General features: G+C 58.0%; 16 protein-coding genes. 13 read left to right on the plus strand and 3 right to left on the minus strand.

All coding sequences use genetic code 11. The annotated features are described in order from the left end of the window. Positions 1 to 3: 3 nt before the first annotated feature. Positions 4 to 1,107, minus strand: a complete 1,104-nt coding sequence (locus DX909_RS23605; protein ID WP_128547700.1) for a tetratricopeptide repeat protein — start codon at positions 1,105 to 1,107, stop codon at positions 4 to 6. A 112-nt stretch (positions 1,108 to 1,219) separates the two neighbouring features. Here DX909_RS23605 and DX909_RS23610 point away from each other — a divergent pair, with 112 nt between their 5' ends. The 5 genes from DX909_RS23610 to DX909_RS23630 are packed head-to-tail and all read left to right on the plus strand — an operon-like array spanning position 1,220 to position 5,825. Further along, positions 1,220 to 2,455 (plus strand): M16 family metallopeptidase, encoded by a 1,236-nt coding sequence (locus tag DX909_RS23610; RefSeq protein ID WP_128547701.1) that lies wholly within the window; start codon positions 1,220 to 1,222, stop codon positions 2,453 to 2,455. A 12-nt stretch (positions 2,456 to 2,467) separates the two neighbouring features. Continuing rightward, the gene (ispF, locus tag DX909_RS23615; protein ID WP_128547702.1) at positions 2,468 to 2,953 is read left to right on the plus strand and encodes a 2-C-methyl-D-erythritol 2,4-cyclodiphosphate synthase; all 486 of its coding nucleotides are present in this window, start codon (positions 2,468 to 2,470) and stop codon (positions 2,951 to 2,953) included. 19 nt (positions 2,954 to 2,972) lie between these two features. Next, positions 2,973 to 4,139, plus strand: coding sequence for an amidohydrolase family protein (locus DX909_RS23620; RefSeq protein WP_128547703.1), 1,167 nt, complete (start codon positions 2,973 to 2,975; stop codon positions 4,137 to 4,139). A 6-nt stretch (positions 4,140 to 4,145) separates the two neighbouring features. Further along, positions 4,146 to 5,249 carry a mandelate racemase/muconate lactonizing enzyme family protein gene (locus DX909_RS23625; protein WP_128547704.1) on the plus strand — a complete coding sequence of 368 codons (1,104 nt, stop codon included), beginning with the start codon at positions 4,146 to 4,148 and terminating at the stop codon, positions 5,247 to 5,249. A 3-nt stretch (positions 5,250 to 5,252) separates the two neighbouring features. After that, positions 5,253 to 5,825 (plus strand): GNAT family N-acetyltransferase, encoded by a 573-nt coding sequence (locus DX909_RS23630; protein WP_128547705.1) that lies wholly within the window; start codon positions 5,253 to 5,255, stop codon positions 5,823 to 5,825. Here DX909_RS23630 and DX909_RS23635 read toward each other — a convergent pair. Beyond that, the gene (locus tag DX909_RS23635) at positions 5,807 to 7,588 is read right to left on the minus strand and encodes an ABC transporter ATP-binding protein (protein WP_128547706.1); all 1,782 of its coding nucleotides are present in this window, start codon (positions 7,586 to 7,588) and stop codon (positions 5,807 to 5,809) included. The genes DX909_RS23630 and DX909_RS23635 overlap by 19 nt on opposite strands. A gap of 249 nt (positions 7,589 to 7,837) precedes the next feature. On the opposite strand from DX909_RS23635, the gene nusB reads away from it, so the two are divergent. From nusB to DX909_RS23670, 7 genes are all read left to right on the plus strand, one after another. Continuing rightward, on the plus strand, positions 7,838 to 9,007 hold the full coding sequence (nusB, locus tag DX909_RS23640) for a transcription antitermination factor NusB (protein WP_229311164.1): 1,170 nt from the start codon (positions 7,838 to 7,840) through the stop codon (positions 9,005 to 9,007). A 48-nt stretch (positions 9,008 to 9,055) separates the two neighbouring features. Further along, positions 9,056 to 9,358 carry a YtxH domain-containing protein gene (locus DX909_RS23645; protein WP_128547707.1) on the plus strand — a complete coding sequence of 101 codons (303 nt, stop codon included), beginning with the start codon at positions 9,056 to 9,058 and terminating at the stop codon, positions 9,356 to 9,358. 74 nt (positions 9,359 to 9,432) lie between these two features. Further along, entirely contained in the window at positions 9,433 to 9,876 is a 444-nt protein-coding gene (locus DX909_RS23650; protein ID WP_128547708.1) for a DUF1573 domain-containing protein, read from the plus strand. Positions 9,877 to 9,900: 24 nt separating this feature from the next. Further along, positions 9,901 to 10,218, plus strand: a complete 318-nt coding sequence (gene yajC / locus DX909_RS23655; RefSeq protein WP_128547709.1) for a preprotein translocase subunit YajC — start codon at positions 9,901 to 9,903, stop codon at positions 10,216 to 10,218. Between the two features lie 21 nt (positions 10,219 to 10,239). Next, the gene (locus tag DX909_RS23660) at positions 10,240 to 10,989 is read left to right on the plus strand and encodes a YbbR-like domain-containing protein (protein WP_229311165.1); all 750 of its coding nucleotides are present in this window, start codon (positions 10,240 to 10,242) and stop codon (positions 10,987 to 10,989) included. After that, positions 10,986 to 11,618, plus strand: a complete 633-nt coding sequence (coaE, locus tag DX909_RS23665) for a dephospho-CoA kinase (RefSeq protein ID WP_128547710.1) — start codon at positions 10,986 to 10,988, stop codon at positions 11,616 to 11,618. The genes DX909_RS23660 and coaE overlap by 4 nt, the downstream gene beginning before the upstream one ends. A gap of 72 nt (positions 11,619 to 11,690) precedes the next feature. Continuing rightward, entirely contained in the window at positions 11,691 to 13,343 is a 1,653-nt protein-coding gene (locus DX909_RS23670; RefSeq protein WP_128547711.1) for an amidase, read from the plus strand. Between the two features lie 105 nt (positions 13,344 to 13,448). Here DX909_RS23670 and DX909_RS23675 read toward each other — a convergent pair whose 3' ends face one another. Next, entirely contained in the window at positions 13,449 to 13,781 is a 333-nt protein-coding gene (locus DX909_RS23675; RefSeq protein WP_229311166.1) for an endonuclease domain-containing protein, read from the minus strand. A 231-nt stretch (positions 13,782 to 14,012) separates the two neighbouring features. Here DX909_RS23675 and DX909_RS23680 point away from each other — a divergent pair, with 231 nt between their 5' ends. Then, a complete protein-coding gene (locus DX909_RS23680; protein WP_128547713.1) occupies positions 14,013 to 16,229 on the plus strand; it encodes a S9 family peptidase in 2,217 nt (738 codons plus the stop codon). The last annotated feature ends 53 nt before the right edge of the window (positions 16,230 to 16,282 follow it).

Raw genomic sequence — 16,282 nt, forward strand, 5'->3', positions numbered from 1 at the left:
GTTTCAGGATTTCAGAAAATTCCGGGCCTCCCGGATCGTCGATTTATATTCCGCCAGATCGAGTACTTTTTTGTAATAAGTCTTCGCCTGGTTGCGGTTGCCGGAGCGGGCGGCCTGCCGGGCCAGACCGGCGTAGGCATGGGCTGAAAATTCTTTGGTAAATACGTCGTTGACCGGCAGTCGGATGGCCGCCTGATAATTCTCGGCGGCCTCCCTGAGGTCCCCGGCCTTTTCCTGGATCATGGCCTCCAGCACTTTCACCGGCAGCGCCAGAAATTTCTGGGGCATTTCTTTCAGCCGCGCAATATAAGGCAGGGCCTCCGATCCCCGGCCCGCCAGCACCAGCCCCTCGGCGCAATGCATGTTGAAGACCGGGTTCTGCGGGTATTTGTCGGCCAGCTGTCGGAACAGGGCGGCCCCTCTTGCAAACTGACTTTCGTGTTTCAGGTAAATCTGGCCGAGATACAGGCCGGTTTCCGTCCTCGTAAAAATACCGCGTTTTGCGCCGATTTCCATCTGTTTCAGGCCCAGCGGCATATCGCCGTCCTGAAAAAAGATCATGACCGGCTTGACGATGGGGTGATCCATCGGATACCGCTCGACGTAGTAATTATACAAACCCGTCGTAAAATAGAACTCCGGGTTCTTCTCCATCAGTTTAAAGCCGGCTTTCAGGTAGGAATACGCCTTCCGGGCCTCATTGACGGCTTTCATGTTCTCGTTGTCGTAGTGGTATTTCATGGCCAGATACCCGTGCGAGGCCATCGAGAAGAACACGCCTTCCGGGTCGTTTTCGTTCTTCTCCAGAATTTTATCCGAAAGCGCCACGCCCTGGTTGAGGTAGTTCATATACTGATTCATGGCGGTCCGGTTTTCCTTGATGGGCAGATACTGCCAGTACAGCTGGAGCGACTTCAGAACCGGAAGGACGGGATGATTGGGGTATTTGGCCCTCACCTGACGGACGATCGGGTCGATCTCGTCGAATTCGTAATTATAAATTTTGTCGGTAGCTTTCAGAATCAGTTGCTGGGTGGCGGTGTCGTCGATCAGCTGCGCCGATGCCGCCGGCGGCAGCAACCAAAGCAGCAGGAAGAATTTTTTCATGCGTGGATATGTTGGCCCTTCAGAGGAATGTTCTTTTTTGAAGAATACGGTCAGACCGCTACTTTTGTTATTCTCCGGACGCTTAACGGTCCTCTCTCCGAAAAAGTTTACTATGATTCGTTACGAGCATTTTGTGTTAAATAACGGCCTGAAGGTGTATGTCCACGAAGACCCGACAACCCCGATGGCCGCCGTCAATATTTTGTACAATGTCGGGTCGCGGGATGAGGATGCAAATAAAACCGGTTTTGCCCACCTGTTCGAGCATTTGATGTTCGGCGGTTCAAAACACATTCCGAGTTACGACGAACCCTTACAGAAGGTGGGTGGAGAGAACAACGCCTTCACTTCTCCCGACATTACCAATTATTACATCACGCTGCCCTCGGCCAACCTCGAAACCGCCTTCTGGCTCGAATCCGACCGGATGCTGGGCCTTTCCTTCGACCCGACGGTGCTGGACGTGCAGCAGAAGGTGGTCATCGAGGAGTTCAAACAGCGGTATCTCAACCAGCCCTACGGCGACGTCTGGCTGAAACTCCGGCCGCTGGCCTTCAAGGTTCACCCCTACCGCTGGGCCACGATCGGCAAGGACATCAGCCACATCGAAAACGCCACCATGGACGATGTGAAGGGCTTTTTCTATAAATATTATCTGCCCAACAACGCCATCCTGGTCGTGGCCGGGAACGTGACCGTCGAGCAGGTGAAACAGCTTTGCCGGAAATGGTTCGAGCCGATCCCGGCCGGAGCGCCCTACGTCCGAAATCTGCCGCAGGAGCCGGAGCAGACGGAAGCCCGGTTTCTGGAAACCGAAGCCGAGGTGCCGCTCAATGCCATTTATAAAGCCTTTCATATGCCGGGGCGGTTTACGGACGCCTATTACCGGGCCGACCTGCTGAGCGACGTGCTGGGCCGGGGCAAATCGTCCCGACTGTACCGGCGGCTACTGAAGGAGCAGCATCTGTTCACCAGCATTTCGGCCCACGTGCTTTCGTCGCTCGACCCCGGTTTGCTGATCGTCAGCGGTTCTCTGAATCAGGGCATTAGGCCGGAGGAAGCCGATGCCGCCATTGAGGAGGTGCTGAAGGAAGCGGTCGAGCAGTCCATCCCGGAGGAGGAAGTGTCCAAGGTAAAGAACCAGACCGAAGCCACGCTGGTCTTCTCGGAAGTCGAACTGCTGAACCGGGCCATGAATCTGGCGTTTGCCGCCAATGCCGGCGACGTCGGGAACGTCAACCGCGAAGCCGACCGCATCCAGGCCATCACCCCCGACGACCTCCAGGCCATCGCCCGGCAGGTGTTACGAAAAGAAAACAGCTCGACCCTGTACTACCGGGCCGCCTAACCGACAACCATGATGAAAATACGCGTTGGGCAGGGGTATGACGTACATCAGCTGGCGGAAGGACGGGACTTCTGGCTGGGCGGCATCAAAATACCGCATTCGCACGGGGCGCTGGGACACTCGGATGCCGATGTGGTCTGCCACGTCATCTGCGACGCGCTGCTGGGAGCCGCCGGCCTGCGAAACATCGGCTACCACTTTTCCGACCGGGATCCGCGCTGGAAAGGCATCGACAGCAAAATTCTGCTGACTGAGGTGATGCGGATGATCCGGGAAGCGAACTACGAAGTCTCCAATGTGGACGTGACCGTCGTGCTGCAGGAACCGAAACTAAACCCGCACATCCCGGCCATGAAAACCTGCCTGTCCGGGGTCATGAGCATCCCTGAAGAAGATATTTCCATCAAGGCCACCACCTCCGAACACATGGGTTTCGTGGGCCGGAAAGAAGGCATTGCCGCCCACTGTGTGGCCCTGATTTATTCTGAACCAAAATAATATTCCGACTCTTTTAACCATGACGCTTCCTTTCCCGCGATTCGACCTGACGACCCGGAAACCCATCGGCCTGCTGGTCGGGCTGGCCCTGCTGGCCGCTCCGGCCCTGGCCCAACCGAAAGTATCGACGCCCAGCGGCCCCATCGACTTCGAAGAATATGAGCCGGTATCGACCCTGAAGGTGCCGGAACACAAAGTAACCCGGTCGAAATATCCCTTTATCGACGTGCATAACCACCAGTTCGAGATGAACCGGGGCGACCTGCGCAAGCTCATCAGCCAGATGGACAGCCTGAACATGGGTCTCATGGTCAACCTGAGCGGCCGGGGCTTTACGTCCAATGCCGGCGAAAGCACGAAGTTTCTCGACGATGCCCTGAGCAACATCCGGCAGACCGACCCCAAACGGCTGGCGATCTTCACCAACATCAATTTCGAGAACGTGGGCGAACCGGGCTGGACGGAACAGGCCGTGAAGATGCTGGAAAGCGACGTGAAGAAAGGCGCCCGGGGACTTAAGATTTATAAAAGCCTCGGCTTCAACGTAAAAGACGTCAAGGGGCAGCGCGTACGGGTCGACGACCCCCGGCTGGACCCGATCTGGGCCAAGTGCGGAGAACTGGGCGTGCCGGTGCTGATCCACACCGCCGACCCCAAATCCTTCTGGGACCCGATGGACCGCTTCAACGAACGCTGGCTGGAACTCAAACTGCATCCGGGCCGCAAGCGCGCCGAAAACAACCCGGTTCCCTGGGAGCAGCTCATCGCCGAGCAGCACAACGTGTTCCGGAAACACCCGAAAACCACCTTTATCAACGCCCATATGGGCTGGTATCCGAACGATCTGGTGAAGCTCGACAGCCTGATGCAGGCCTTCCCGAACATGCTCGTAGAGATCGGGGCCGTGATCGCGGAACTGGGCCGGCAGCCGCGGGCTTCCCGGAAGTTTTTCGAGAAGTATCAGGACCGGATTCTGTTTGGCAAAGACAGTTGGGTACCCTCCGAATATTCGACCTATTTCCGGGTGCTCGAAACCGACGACGAATATTTTCCCTACCACAAAAAATACCACGCCTTCTGGCGGATGTACGGCATGGCGCTGCCCGACGAAGTGCTGAAGAAGGTGTATTACAAGAATGCGCTGCGGATCATCCCCGGCCTGGACAAGTCGCAGTTTCCGAATTAAGCCGGTATGCTCACAATCTCCCGCATCGAGGTATTCAAATACGACATCCCGCTGAAGGCCCCCATCGCCATTTCGCTGGGGGTGATCGAACACGCCCGAAACCTGCTCGTCCGGATGCATACGACCGACGGGCTGACCGGCTGGGGCGAAGGCTCACCCTTCTGGATGATCGTTGGAGAAACGCAGGAGACCGGCTTCGCGGCCGCCCGCGACCTGGCCCGGCTGCTCGTCGGACGGGATGCGCTCGACATCGAAGGGAACCTGCAGAAGCTGGACGCTTACCTGCCCGGCAATCCGACCGTCAAAAGCGCCTTCGACATGGCCCTGTATGACCTGGCCGCTCAGGCCGCCGGCCTGCCGCTGTATGCCTTTCTGGGCGGAGCGAAGCACCGGCTGGTGACGGACGAAACCATTTACCTGAACCCCCCCGAGCGCATGGTCGAGGATGCCCTCCGCATCCGGGAACAGGGCGGTATTGCCATTAAGGTCAAGCTGGGCACCCACGCGAAGGACGATATCCGGCGGGTCGAAGCCATCCGCGAAGCCGTAGGGGAAGCCATCCCGATCCGGACCGACGCCAACCAGGGCTGGGATTACGTCACGGCCGTTCAGGTGCTGAAAACCATTCAGGACTGGAACGTGCAGTACTGCGAACAACCCGTGAAGCATTGGGCGCTGCCGGACCTGAAGCGCATCCGCCGGCGGACGACGGTGCCGCTCATGGCCGACGAGTCCCTGTTCAGACCGCGCGACGGCCTCCGGCTGGTGCAGGAAGAAGCCGTCGATTATTTCAACATCAAGCTTTCCAAAAGCGGAGGCATTTATAACGCCCTCAAGATCAATGCGATTGCCGAGTCTGCCGGGATTCCCTGTATGATCGGCTGCATGTCGGAATCGCGGCTGGCGATTACGGCCAACGCCCACTTTGCCTCGGCCCGCCGGAACGTGATCTTCTACGACCTGGATGCGCCTTTCGAACACGCCGAAGACCCGGTTACCGGGGGAGTCACCTACCACGGTTACGAAATCGAACTGCCCGACACGCCCGGCATCGGGGCCGGATGCGATGAAACGTATCTGAAAGGGGCCGAAAAACTGGAAATCCGTTAAAAAATGGTCACCGTAACGACCGCCCGCTCCGAACAGGACCTGACGGGCATCCGGGAGCTTCAGCGCAGAAACCTGCGAACCGTCCTGACCGCCGACGCCATGGAAAGCCAGGGCTTCCTGACCATCGAGCATGACCTGTCGCTCCTGCAGCGCATGAACGCGGCTGAACCTGCCGTCATCGCGCGGGACGGGCAAACGGTGGCCGGCTATTGCCTGGCCATGCTTCCCTCCTTTCGGTACGAGATTCCGGGGCTGGTTCTGATGTTCGATATGCTGGACGGTCTGTCTTTCGATTCCCGGCCGCTCAGAGAACGGAATTACGTCGTCGTGGGGCAGGTCTGTGTGAGCGAAGAATACCGGGGCATGGGGCTTTTCGACCGGATGTACGCGCATTTCCGAGATACCTTACAACCTCGTTACGAACTGTCCGTCACGGAAATAGCCGTCCGGAACCGGCGGTCCCGGCGGGCACACGAGCGGGTGGGATTTCAGAAAATTCACACTTATTTCGACCCGGCCAACGGCGAAGACTGGGATGTAGTCGTCTGGGATTGGGGTCAGACCTCTTCGGTCTGAAGCTGTTTTTCGTACAGTTCGCGGTAGACGCCGTTGGCGGCCAGCAGTTCCTGATGCGTGCCTTCCTCCACGACGGCGCCCTCGTCCAGCACGATGATTTTATCGGCCAGCTTGACGGAAGAAACCCGGTGAGAGATTACCACCGAGGTCCGGTTTTCCATGATCCGGTGGAGGTTGTTCAGGATGATGTTTTCCGTGTTGGTATCGACCGCCGACAGACAGTCGTCCAGAATCAGGATTCTGGGGTCACGGGCAATGGCCCGGGCGATGGAAAGCCGCTGTTTCTGTCCACCGGACAGCGTAACGCCCCGTTCCCCGATGCGGGTATCGAAGCCCTCCGGGAATTCGGAGATGTTCTGATACAGGTCGGCGTCCTTCACGGCCTGCACCACCTTCTCCTGCGCCATTTCGGGCATCCCGAATTTAACGTTGTTGGTGATGGTTTCCGAGAACAGGAACACCTCCTGTGGCACGTACCCCATCTGCCGGCGGATGGAAGCCAGTTTGTAATCCCGGAGCGGTACGCCGTCGATCCGGATTTCGCCGGAAGTGGGGTCGTACATCCGCGTCAGCAGGTTGGCGAGCGTACTTTTCCCGGAGCCGGTCGTGCCGAGGATGGCGACGGTTTCTCCCGCTTTCACCTTCATGCTGAAATCCTTCAGCGCCACGATGCCCGAATCCGGATAAATGAAGCGTACGTTTCGGAATTCCAGGTCGCCCTGGATTTCGGTATCCAGATTTTTCTCGGAAACGATCTCGGTCCGGACGGACAGAAATTCGTTGATCCGCTGCTGCGAGGCCGCGGCCCGCTGGGTCTGGCTCGTGGTCCAGCCGAGGGCCATGACCGGCCAGGTCAGCATGTTGACATACAGAATGAACTCCGTGATATTGCCGGGAGTGAGCCGCCCGGCCAGGATTTCCTGCCCGCCCACATAGACGACCAGCACGTTGCTCAACCCGATGAGAAGCATGATCAGCGGGAAAAACAGGGCATCGACGCGGGTCAGATGGAGCGACTTCGCCTTATAAACATCGCTTTCGGCGGTGAAATTGGCGGCCGAGTCTCCCTCCCGCACGAAGGCTTTCAGCACCCGGATGCCCGAGAAGGCTTCCTGAACGTAAGTGGAAAGCCGCGACAGGCTCTGCTGAATTTCTTCCGACCGGCGGATGATGATGTTATTGACGATATAAATCGCGATGGAAAGCACCGGCAGCGGCAGCAGCACATACAGACTCAGCCGGGCGTTGATCGAAACCATGTAGGAAATGACCAGGATGAACAGGGTGATGAGGTTCAGGCCGTACATGATGGAAGGGCCAACATACATCCGCACCTTACTGACATCCTCCGAGATGCGGGCCATCAGGTCACCGGTATTGTTCTTGCGGTAGAAGCTGAGGGGCAGGGTCTGGTAGTGTTCGTAGATTTCGTTCTTCAGATCGTATTCGATGTGCCGCGACATGACGATGAGCGTCTGCCGGACCAGAAACAGAAAGAAGCCTTTCAGCAGGGCCATCACCAGGATCAGCACCCCGTACAGCAGAATACTGAAGGCGAAAACATCGTACAGATTACTCTGCAGCCCACTTCCGTTGTACAGAAAATAAACGTCGAGGGTTTCCTTGACGAGGTCGAGGGCATACCGCACCAGCTGGGCCGGAATGATTCCGAACAGGTTGGAAATTGCCGTAAAAACGGCACCCCAGATGAGGTACCATTTATATTTTACCAGGTATTTGTTCAGGTGAGCGAGAGCTTTCACAAATCAGAAGACGTCTTTCGATGGAACCAAAGCGGTAGCTACTGGCAGGGTAACAGAAAACGTTTCGGAATAGTTTGACGGCTTCCGGCCGTTCGTACAATTTCCCGCAGGGAAAGAAACCCGGACGGCGAACCCGCACCGGTAATCATAGTTCGGGACATTTTCCGTATTTTTGCCCCTGAATATACCATTTGAAATTGCCAAACTAAAGTTCTTTGTTTCTTGCCGAATCATCGGACACCGATCAGAATGCTAAACAGACGTTTGTTGCGGATCAAAGTGATGCAGGCATTGTATGCACTGCGACAGGCTGAGCTTTCGGCTCAGCAGCTGGCCGTCGATGCCATTGCCGAAACGTTTCAGCCGGACCTTAACTCCATGGAACCGCAGAACCTGCAGCAACTGGAGGGGTATCGCCGGCTGGCGACCGTGTTGTTTGAAGAGGGGTTGAAGGAAGGTCAGCCGAAAGACGAGGAAGATACTCCGCGCAAAGTCTGGAAAGCCGCCAACGACGCGCTGGCATTCTACCGGAATGCCCTGACCAAAGACCGCCAGCGGGCGCTTCAGATGATGCTGGAAGCCGTCCGGACTCTGGACGATTCCTACATCCGGCTGCTGACGCTGCTCATCGAGCTGGCGCATGTGGCCCGAATCGACCGGGAACGGCCCTACGAAAACCTGTCGAGCCGGGCCATCGCCCGGGAATCGGGCCTCGACCAGAATCGAATCGTTCGGGCGCTGGAAGAATACGAGCCGCTGCGCCGGGAAGCCCTCCGCCGGAAAATCAACTGGGAAGAAGAGGTGCCGCTGGTCCGGAAGATCTACAACGACGTTCTGAAGCAGGACGACACCTACCGGACTTATTGCGAAACCGCCCGTCATTCGGCCGACGAAGACCAGGAACTGGTGCAATACGTGCTGCGTACGCTGCTGCTCAAGCACGACCCGGCCAAAACCTGGTTTGAAGAAAATGACATTGCCTGGTCGGAGAACGCCGAACTCGTTCGCGGCATGACCATCAAAACGCTCAAGGCCGTGCAGTCCATGGAAGGCCTGAAACTGATGGACCTGAGCGACGACTGGGAGGAAGACCAGAACTTTCTGGAGACCTTATATAAAAAGTCGCTGGAAAACGACGAGGAATACGAAAAACTGCTGGCCGATCAACTCAAAAACTGGGACGTCGAGCGGGTAGCGCTGCTGGACCGGATCATTCTGAAGCTGGCCGTCTGCGAGCTTCTGAACTTCCCGAACATTCCGGTGAAAGTGACCATTAATGAATATATTGAGCTTGCCAAACTGTACAGTACGCCCAAAAGCGGTAAGTTTGTCAACGGAATTCTCGACAGTCTGTCCGAGAAACTGAAAGCATCCGGCCAGATGCGGAAAAGCGGCCGGGGCCTGCTGGATAACAAGTAGACCGGTTCGGCGCGGACGGGCCGGCACAAACCGAAAATTAAAAACAGTATGAGCAGAACCACCACAACCCTGATTGCTTTCCTGACCGGCTGCGCTACCGGCGCTACCCTGGGATTGCTCTATGCCCCTGAAAAAGGTGCCGTCACCCGCGACCGGCTGATGTACCGCCTGTCGAAATACCGGGAACAGCTCCGTCAGCTGATCGACGACATCCTGGATTCGGCCGACCTGCCCGACAGCTTCGCCAAGGCCGAAGGCCAGCGGGTCGTGAACGACGCCCGCGAAAAAGCCGAGCGGCTGCTCGAAGACGTCGACCGGCTGATGGCACAGATCAAACAGCAGGGCTCCTGACAGGTGGAGAGAACCGGGAGGCAGGCGTTTTCCGGCGCCTGACCCCCTTCATCGACTCTGGTTTATAACGACTTATGAAAAAAATAGGAATCGGTCTGTGGCTGCTTTTCGCCGTCACTGCCTGTAATCAGAACCGTCAGGACTCCACGAAGGAACTGGCGGGCAAAATGCCGAAAATCGTCTTTGCCGATAAAGGCGTGTACGATTTCGGGGACGTCACCGAAGGCGATACCGTCGAACGGAACTTTGCCTTCAAGAACGAGGGCGAGTTTCCGCTGATTATCAATAACATTCAGACCTCCTGCGGCTGCACGACCCCCGAATGGCCCAGGAAACCTATCGGTCCGGGTGAGAAATCGTCCATCCGGGTCCGGTTCAACAGCCAGGGCAAGCGGGGCGAGCAGAATAAGACCGTCACGGTGTATGCCAACACCGACCCGGCCTATACGGAACTTACCTTTCGGGTCATGGTCAATCCGCGGGCGGATTCGGCCCGTACGACCGCAGCAGCCCAGTAGTCCGACAATTTAACCATGCAAATCATGTCCTTTCTCTCTATTTTAGTGCAGGCCCCCGCCGGGCAATCGGGTCAGATGATCTGGAATATCGTCCTGTGGGTGGGCATTTTTATCGTGTTCTACTTCTTCATGATCCGTCCGCAGCAAAAGAAGCAGAAGGATCAGAAGAGTTTCGTCGATAACCTCAAGAAAGGGGACAGCGTCGTGACCATCGGCGGGCTGCACGGCAAGATTTATGCCGTCGAGGGCAATACCGTCACCCTCGAAGTAGACAAAGGATTGAAACTGACGTTCGAAAAGACGGCGATTTCCCGCGAAGCCACCGTTAAAGTGCAGTCCTAACGCCCTTCGGCCGCTACGATTTTGTCGCTGACCACTGCCCAATCCCGTCCGTTTCATGCGCCTACGCTGGTCTGGTGCCTGCTGGTCGCGGCCGTCATCTGGGTGCTGAAGTCACTGAACAAGGATAATTATACGGTCACGGTGCAGTATCCGATCCAGTTCTTTTACGACCGGACGGCCTACGTCCCGACCTCTCCCCTGCCGAAAACCGTTACCGTGAGCGTGACGGGCAACGGCTGGAACCTGCTCCGCAAAACCTGGCTGCCCTTCCGGTCGAAACCGATCATCTACCGCGTGGAGAGCCCCCTCCGGACGAAAGCCATCAATACGGCTTCACTGGCGGCTTCTCTCACCGATCATGCCAAGGACGTTCGGATCAACTTCATTTCCGGCGATACGCTGGCTCTGAATTTCGACCGGCTTTCGGTGCTGGAAGTTCCCGTCGTCATCGACAGTGCGGGCATCGACCTGGCCGACCGGATGGTCGTCGCCAGCCTGATCAACGTTTCGCCCCGAATCATCCGGTTCGAGGGACCGGCCCGCCTGCTGCGCGGGATGCCCGATACGCTGAAGGTAGCGATTCCCGCCCGGCGGCTTTCCGGCAATTTCGACGAGGAACTTCTCCTGAACATCCCCCGCCACCCGCTCATTCAGGCCAGCGCCGACCGCGTTATGGTCAGCTTCGAGGTCGCCGAACTGCTGCAGCCGCTGCCTGATCCGAAAGCCGCTACGAAACCTCTCCCGACCGTGAAAGCCGCTTCAAAAAAATGAAAACCGGCCCGAATCGCCCCCTTCTCATCGGCGTCACCGGCGGCATCGGCTCCGGAAAATCGACCGTCTGCCGGATCTTCGAAAGCCTGGGGGTTCCCGTTTACCTCGCCGACGAGCGGGCCAAATGGCTGACCGGCCACGACGCCATCCTCAAAGCCGACATTATCCGGCTGCTCGGCTCCGACGCCTACACCCCGACCGGACAGTATAACCGAAGCTGGGTGGCTGCCCAGGTATTCGGGCAGCCCGAACTGCTCGGGCAACTCAACGCCCTCATTCATCCCCGGGTGTATGCCGACACCGAAACCTGGGTGCGGAGCCATGCGGAGTTCGCCTATCTTATCAAGGAAGCCGCTCTGCTGCGGGCCGCCGGCGACGGTAACTCCCTCAACAAACTGGTGGTCATTCATGCACCGCCGGAACTGCGGGTCCAGCGCATCCGCAAACGAGACCCGCACCGGTCGGAGGAAGAAATCCGCAACATCATCAGCCGGCAGGTCAGTGACGAGGAACGGCTCGCGATGGCCAATTACGTCATCGAAAACGACGAAACCCGGATGCTGATTCCGCAGGTGCTGCGACTTCACGAAGAATTTGTCGGAATGAGCGGCCTGGATTTGACGGATTGAGCAGGTTTGCACGGAATTTTCCCTTAAATTGAAAACCGTGTCCATCCGAATTTTCGAGTTGCTGCCCTTTCCATGAAAAAACTTTTTCTCCCTGCCGCCTGCCTGCTCAGCTTTCTGGCGGGCGCCTTCATCACCGACGACGATATCCGTAAACCCCTGACCGGCGACCTGGCCGAAGCGGCCGCCCGGGTCATGGGGCTGGAGTTCAACCCGGCCGAGCGCGACTCGATGCTGGAAAACCTCAACCGCTTCCGGGAAGACTACGAGGCCATTCGGAAAATCGACCTGCCCAACGATCTGGCTCCGGCCTTGATTTTCAATCCTTTGCCTACCGGCTTCAAACTGCCGACCGGCCCCAGTTCGTTCAAGGCCGGTCCGGTGGGCACGGTGAAAGTCCCGGCCGACCGTAGTGAACTGGCCTTTTATACCGTCGCACAGCTGGGCCGGCTGATCCGGACCCGCCAGATCACCTCCGAAGAACTCACCCGGTTTTTTCTGGAACGGCTGAAGGCTTATAGTCCGAAACTGCTCTGCGTCGTCACGCTAACGGAAGACCTCGCCCTCCAGCAGGCCAGACGGGCGGACTCCGAAATTAAAGCGGGCAAATATCGGGGTCCGCTCCACGGCATCCCCTACGGCGCCAAAGACCTTTTTGCAAAAAAAGGCTATAAAACCACCTGGGGTTCAGTACCCTTCAAAAATCAGACGCTTGATTACGACGCCACCGTCATCCGCAGACTGGAGGAAGCCGGGGCCGTCCTCTGCGCCAAGCTGACCCTGGGCGAGTTGGCGATGGGCGACGTCTGGTTCGGCGGAATGACCCGCAACCCCTGGGACCCGACCACCGGTTCGAGCGGGTCGTCGGCGGGTTCGGGTTCCAGCGTGTCGGCGGGGCTGCTTCCCTTCGCCATCGGCACCGAAACCCGCGGCTCCATCGTTTCTCCTTCGACGGTCAACGGAGTCACGGGCCTGCGGCCGACGTTCGGTCGGGTCAGTCGCCACGGGGCCATGGCGCTGAGCTGGTCGATGGACAAGATCGGGCCGATGTGCCGGAGCGTCGAAGACTGCGCGCTCGTGTTCAACGCCATCTACGGCCCGGACGGAAACGACCCGACGGTGATCGCGGCCCCCTTTCGATATGCTCCGCTGACCTCCCTGAAAGGACTGAAAATCGGTTATCTGAGAAAGGCCTTCGACGCTGACTATGCCAGCAAAGCCAACGACGGGCAGACCCTGGAAACCCTCCGGAAGCTGGGCGCGGAACTGGTCCCGTTCGACCTGCCGGACCTGCCCGTCGGCCGGATCGGCTTTATCCTGACCGCCGAAGCCGCAGCGGCTTTCGACGAGCTGACCCGTTCGGGAAAGGACGACCAGATGGTGCAGCAGTCAAAATACGCCTGGCCGAACACCTTCCGTTCGTCGCGGTTCATCCCGGCCGTCGAGTACATCCAGGCCAACCGCATCCGGGCCCGGCTGATCGACGAGATGGAGCAGAAAATGAAGGCCGTCGATCTCTACATCACGCCCACTTTCGGCAACGCCAATCTGGCCCTGACCAACCTGACGGGCCATCCCTGCGTGGTGCTGCCGAACGGCTTCACGCCCAAAGGCCGCCCGACCAGCATCACCTTCATGGGCCGGCTTTTCGACGAAGGCCGGCTGCTGGCTGTCGCCAAGGCCTACCAGGACGCTACGGCCTGGCATACGAAACACCCGGCGCTTTGAGACCCCCCCCCGGCCCCCTCCTTGGTAAGGAGGGGGTGGCTCCGCAGGATTAAATAGTAGCAGCGCACTCCCCCTCCTTACCAAGGAGGGGCCTGGGGGGGTGGTTCATTTTCTGAAACAATTCCGAATCCTCTCCAGCACCTCGAAAACGTTTTCTGCAATTTCCTCATTCCGGACACGCAGCACCGTTATGTCAAGGGTGGCTAAAGCCCGGTCCCGTTCCTGGTCGTTTGCCTGGTTTTCCGGCGCGTCATGTATAAAACCATCCACCTCAATGGCAAGGCGTTCGGCCGGACAATAAAAATCAAGGATAAAATAGCCGATGCTGTGCTGCCGCCTGAATTTACGCCCATCCAGTTGACTCCTGCGTAACCGGAACCACAGCGCTTCTTCCGCAAAGGTTGATTCGTTCCGCAACTGCTGCCGGATCGGCTTCAATACATTAAGGTTATTCAGTTTCATTTTTAAGGTTTATCCCTTAAGACGGTATTCCGGTCCAAAAGCCACGCAAACCACCCCCCAGCCCCCTCCTTGGTAAGGAGGGGGAGTGCGCTGCTACTATTTAATCCTGCGGAGCCACCCCCTCCTTGGTAAGGAGGGGGCTGGGGGGTGGTAGACCCTGTCCGATTTTTCCGTATTTTTGATGATACTTCATCATATTGTGCATCTATGATTCGCAAGTCCATTTCCAGCGGGGTGCTGTTCCTGCTGCTGATTGCCGGTACCGCCTTTTCGCAGGAGAAGCAACGGTTTCGCGACCTCGGTCAGGCCCTCGGGGCCACCGGCCAGCTGACCGGTTCACAGGGACCGGCCAGCGTCAACTGGATTGACGGGGGCAACCGCTTCTCCTTCATCGCGCAGGGCAACGTGATCAAATCCTTCTCCCCGGCCGACCAGCGGGAGGAGGTGATTTTCGACGGGAGCCGGCTCCAGTTTCCCGGCACCGACCGACCGTTCGCGTACGAGTCGTTCCAGTGGTCGAAAGATTCAAGGAATCTGCTGTTCAAGACCAACTTCCGGCCCGTCTGGCGCCGGTCGGGGGTGTCGGATTATTACGTCTACTCCCTGGCCGGTAAAAACCTGAAGCTGGTGGCAAAGGATGCGCAGACCGCCGAACTGTCGCCCGACGGGTCGAAGATCGGGTATGAGCGGGGCGGCAACCTGTTCGTGTTCGACTTTGCTACCCAGAAAGAAACCCAGCTGACGCGCGATGCGGCTCCCTTCTTCTACAACGGCCGTTTCGGCTGGGCCTACGAGGAGGAGTTCGGGCTGGCGCAGGCCTGGGAATGGTCGCCCGACAGTAAGTTTATCGCCTTCTGGCAATCCGACGAGCGCGACGTGCCGCTCTATGCCATGACGGATTACAAGGGCTTCGACGAAAATTTCGAGAAACTCCCCTACCCCCGCGTCGGCGATAAGAACCCGACGGTTCGGATCGGGGTGATCGACCTGGCCGGGGGCGGCACCCACTGGATGAAGGTCGATGCCGGTGACGGCTATATCCCCCGCATCTACTGGACGGCTCAGGAAGGCCAGCTGGCGCTGGTGCAGCTGAACCGGAAGCAGAACCACCTGAGGCTGTTCTTCGCGGACGGCCGCACCGGCGAGGCCCGGCAGGTTATGGAAGAAAAATCCGAGGCCTGGATCGACGTCTTCGACTTCTTCGCCGGTATTCTGCATTACTTCTATTTCCCGACCCAGACCAAAGAGTTTTTCTGGGTGTCGGAGCGCGACGGTTTTGCCCACATCTATCGCTTTGACTATACCGGAAAACCGATCAATCAGGTGACGAAGGGCAACTGGGAGGTGGTGTACGTCCACAACGTCGATGCCGCCAACCGGAAAATCTATTATACCTCCACCGAACTGTCGCCCCTGGAACGGCAGCTGTACGTGGTGGACTTTGACGGGAAGAACAAACGTCGGATCACACAGGCCCCCGGCCGCCACAAGGTCGATTTCTCGCCCAACAGCCGGTATTTCATCGACCGGTATTCGAGCGTCACTACCCCGACCCGGGTCGAACTGTGGGACACGAAGGGCAAAGCGCTGAAAACGCTGGAAGACAACGCGCGCGTGACGCAGTTCCTGAACGGCTACGCCTACGCCCCGAAGGAACTGAGCAGCTTCACGACTTCCGACGGCCAGAAAATCGACATCTCGCTCATCAAACCGCTGAATTTCGATCCGGGCAGGAAATACCCGGTCATGCTCGACGTCTACGGCGGCCCGGGGGCGCAGTCGGTCTACAACGAGTTCAGCACTTCCGGCTGGCACCAGTACCTGGCCCAGCAGGGATACATCGTCGTCAGCGTGAACAACCGGGGCAGCGGAGGCTACGGCCGGGTTTTCGAGAAGGTGGTGTATGAAAAACTGGGGCTGTACGAAGCCAAAGACTTTGTCGAAACGGCCCGCTACCTGGCGAAACAGCCCTGGGTCGACGCCGACCGCATGGCCATCCGGGGCCACAGCTACGGCGGCTACACCAGCAGCTATACCATGCTGACCCACCCGGGCGTATTCAGGGTGGCGCTGGTAGGAGCCCCGGTTACGGACTGGCGGCTGTATGACAGCATTTATACCGAACGCTATATGGGTTTAGTGCCCGAGAACGATACCAAATACCAGAAAAGCGCCGTGTCGCCCTACGCCAAAAACCTCCAGGGCCGGATGTTCATCGTTCATTCGACGATGGACGAAAACGTCCACGTGCGCAACACGATGCAGCTCGTGAACGCCCTGGTCGATGCCGGTAAGGACGCGGACCTTCGCATCTACCCGCCCGGCGCCCACGGGGTGGCCTACAATACCGCCAGCTACGTGCTGCTGCACCAGCAGTACACCGACTACCTGGAAAAATACCTGAAGAACGGGACGGTCAACTGACCTTTCGTTTTATTGAAAAAGCCGCCGGGAAGCAGTTCCCGGCGGCTTTTTTA

The organism is Larkinella soli, assembly GCF_003703975.1.
GTDB classification, from domain to species: Bacteria; Bacteroidota; Bacteroidia; order Cytophagales; family Spirosomataceae; genus Larkinella; species Larkinella soli.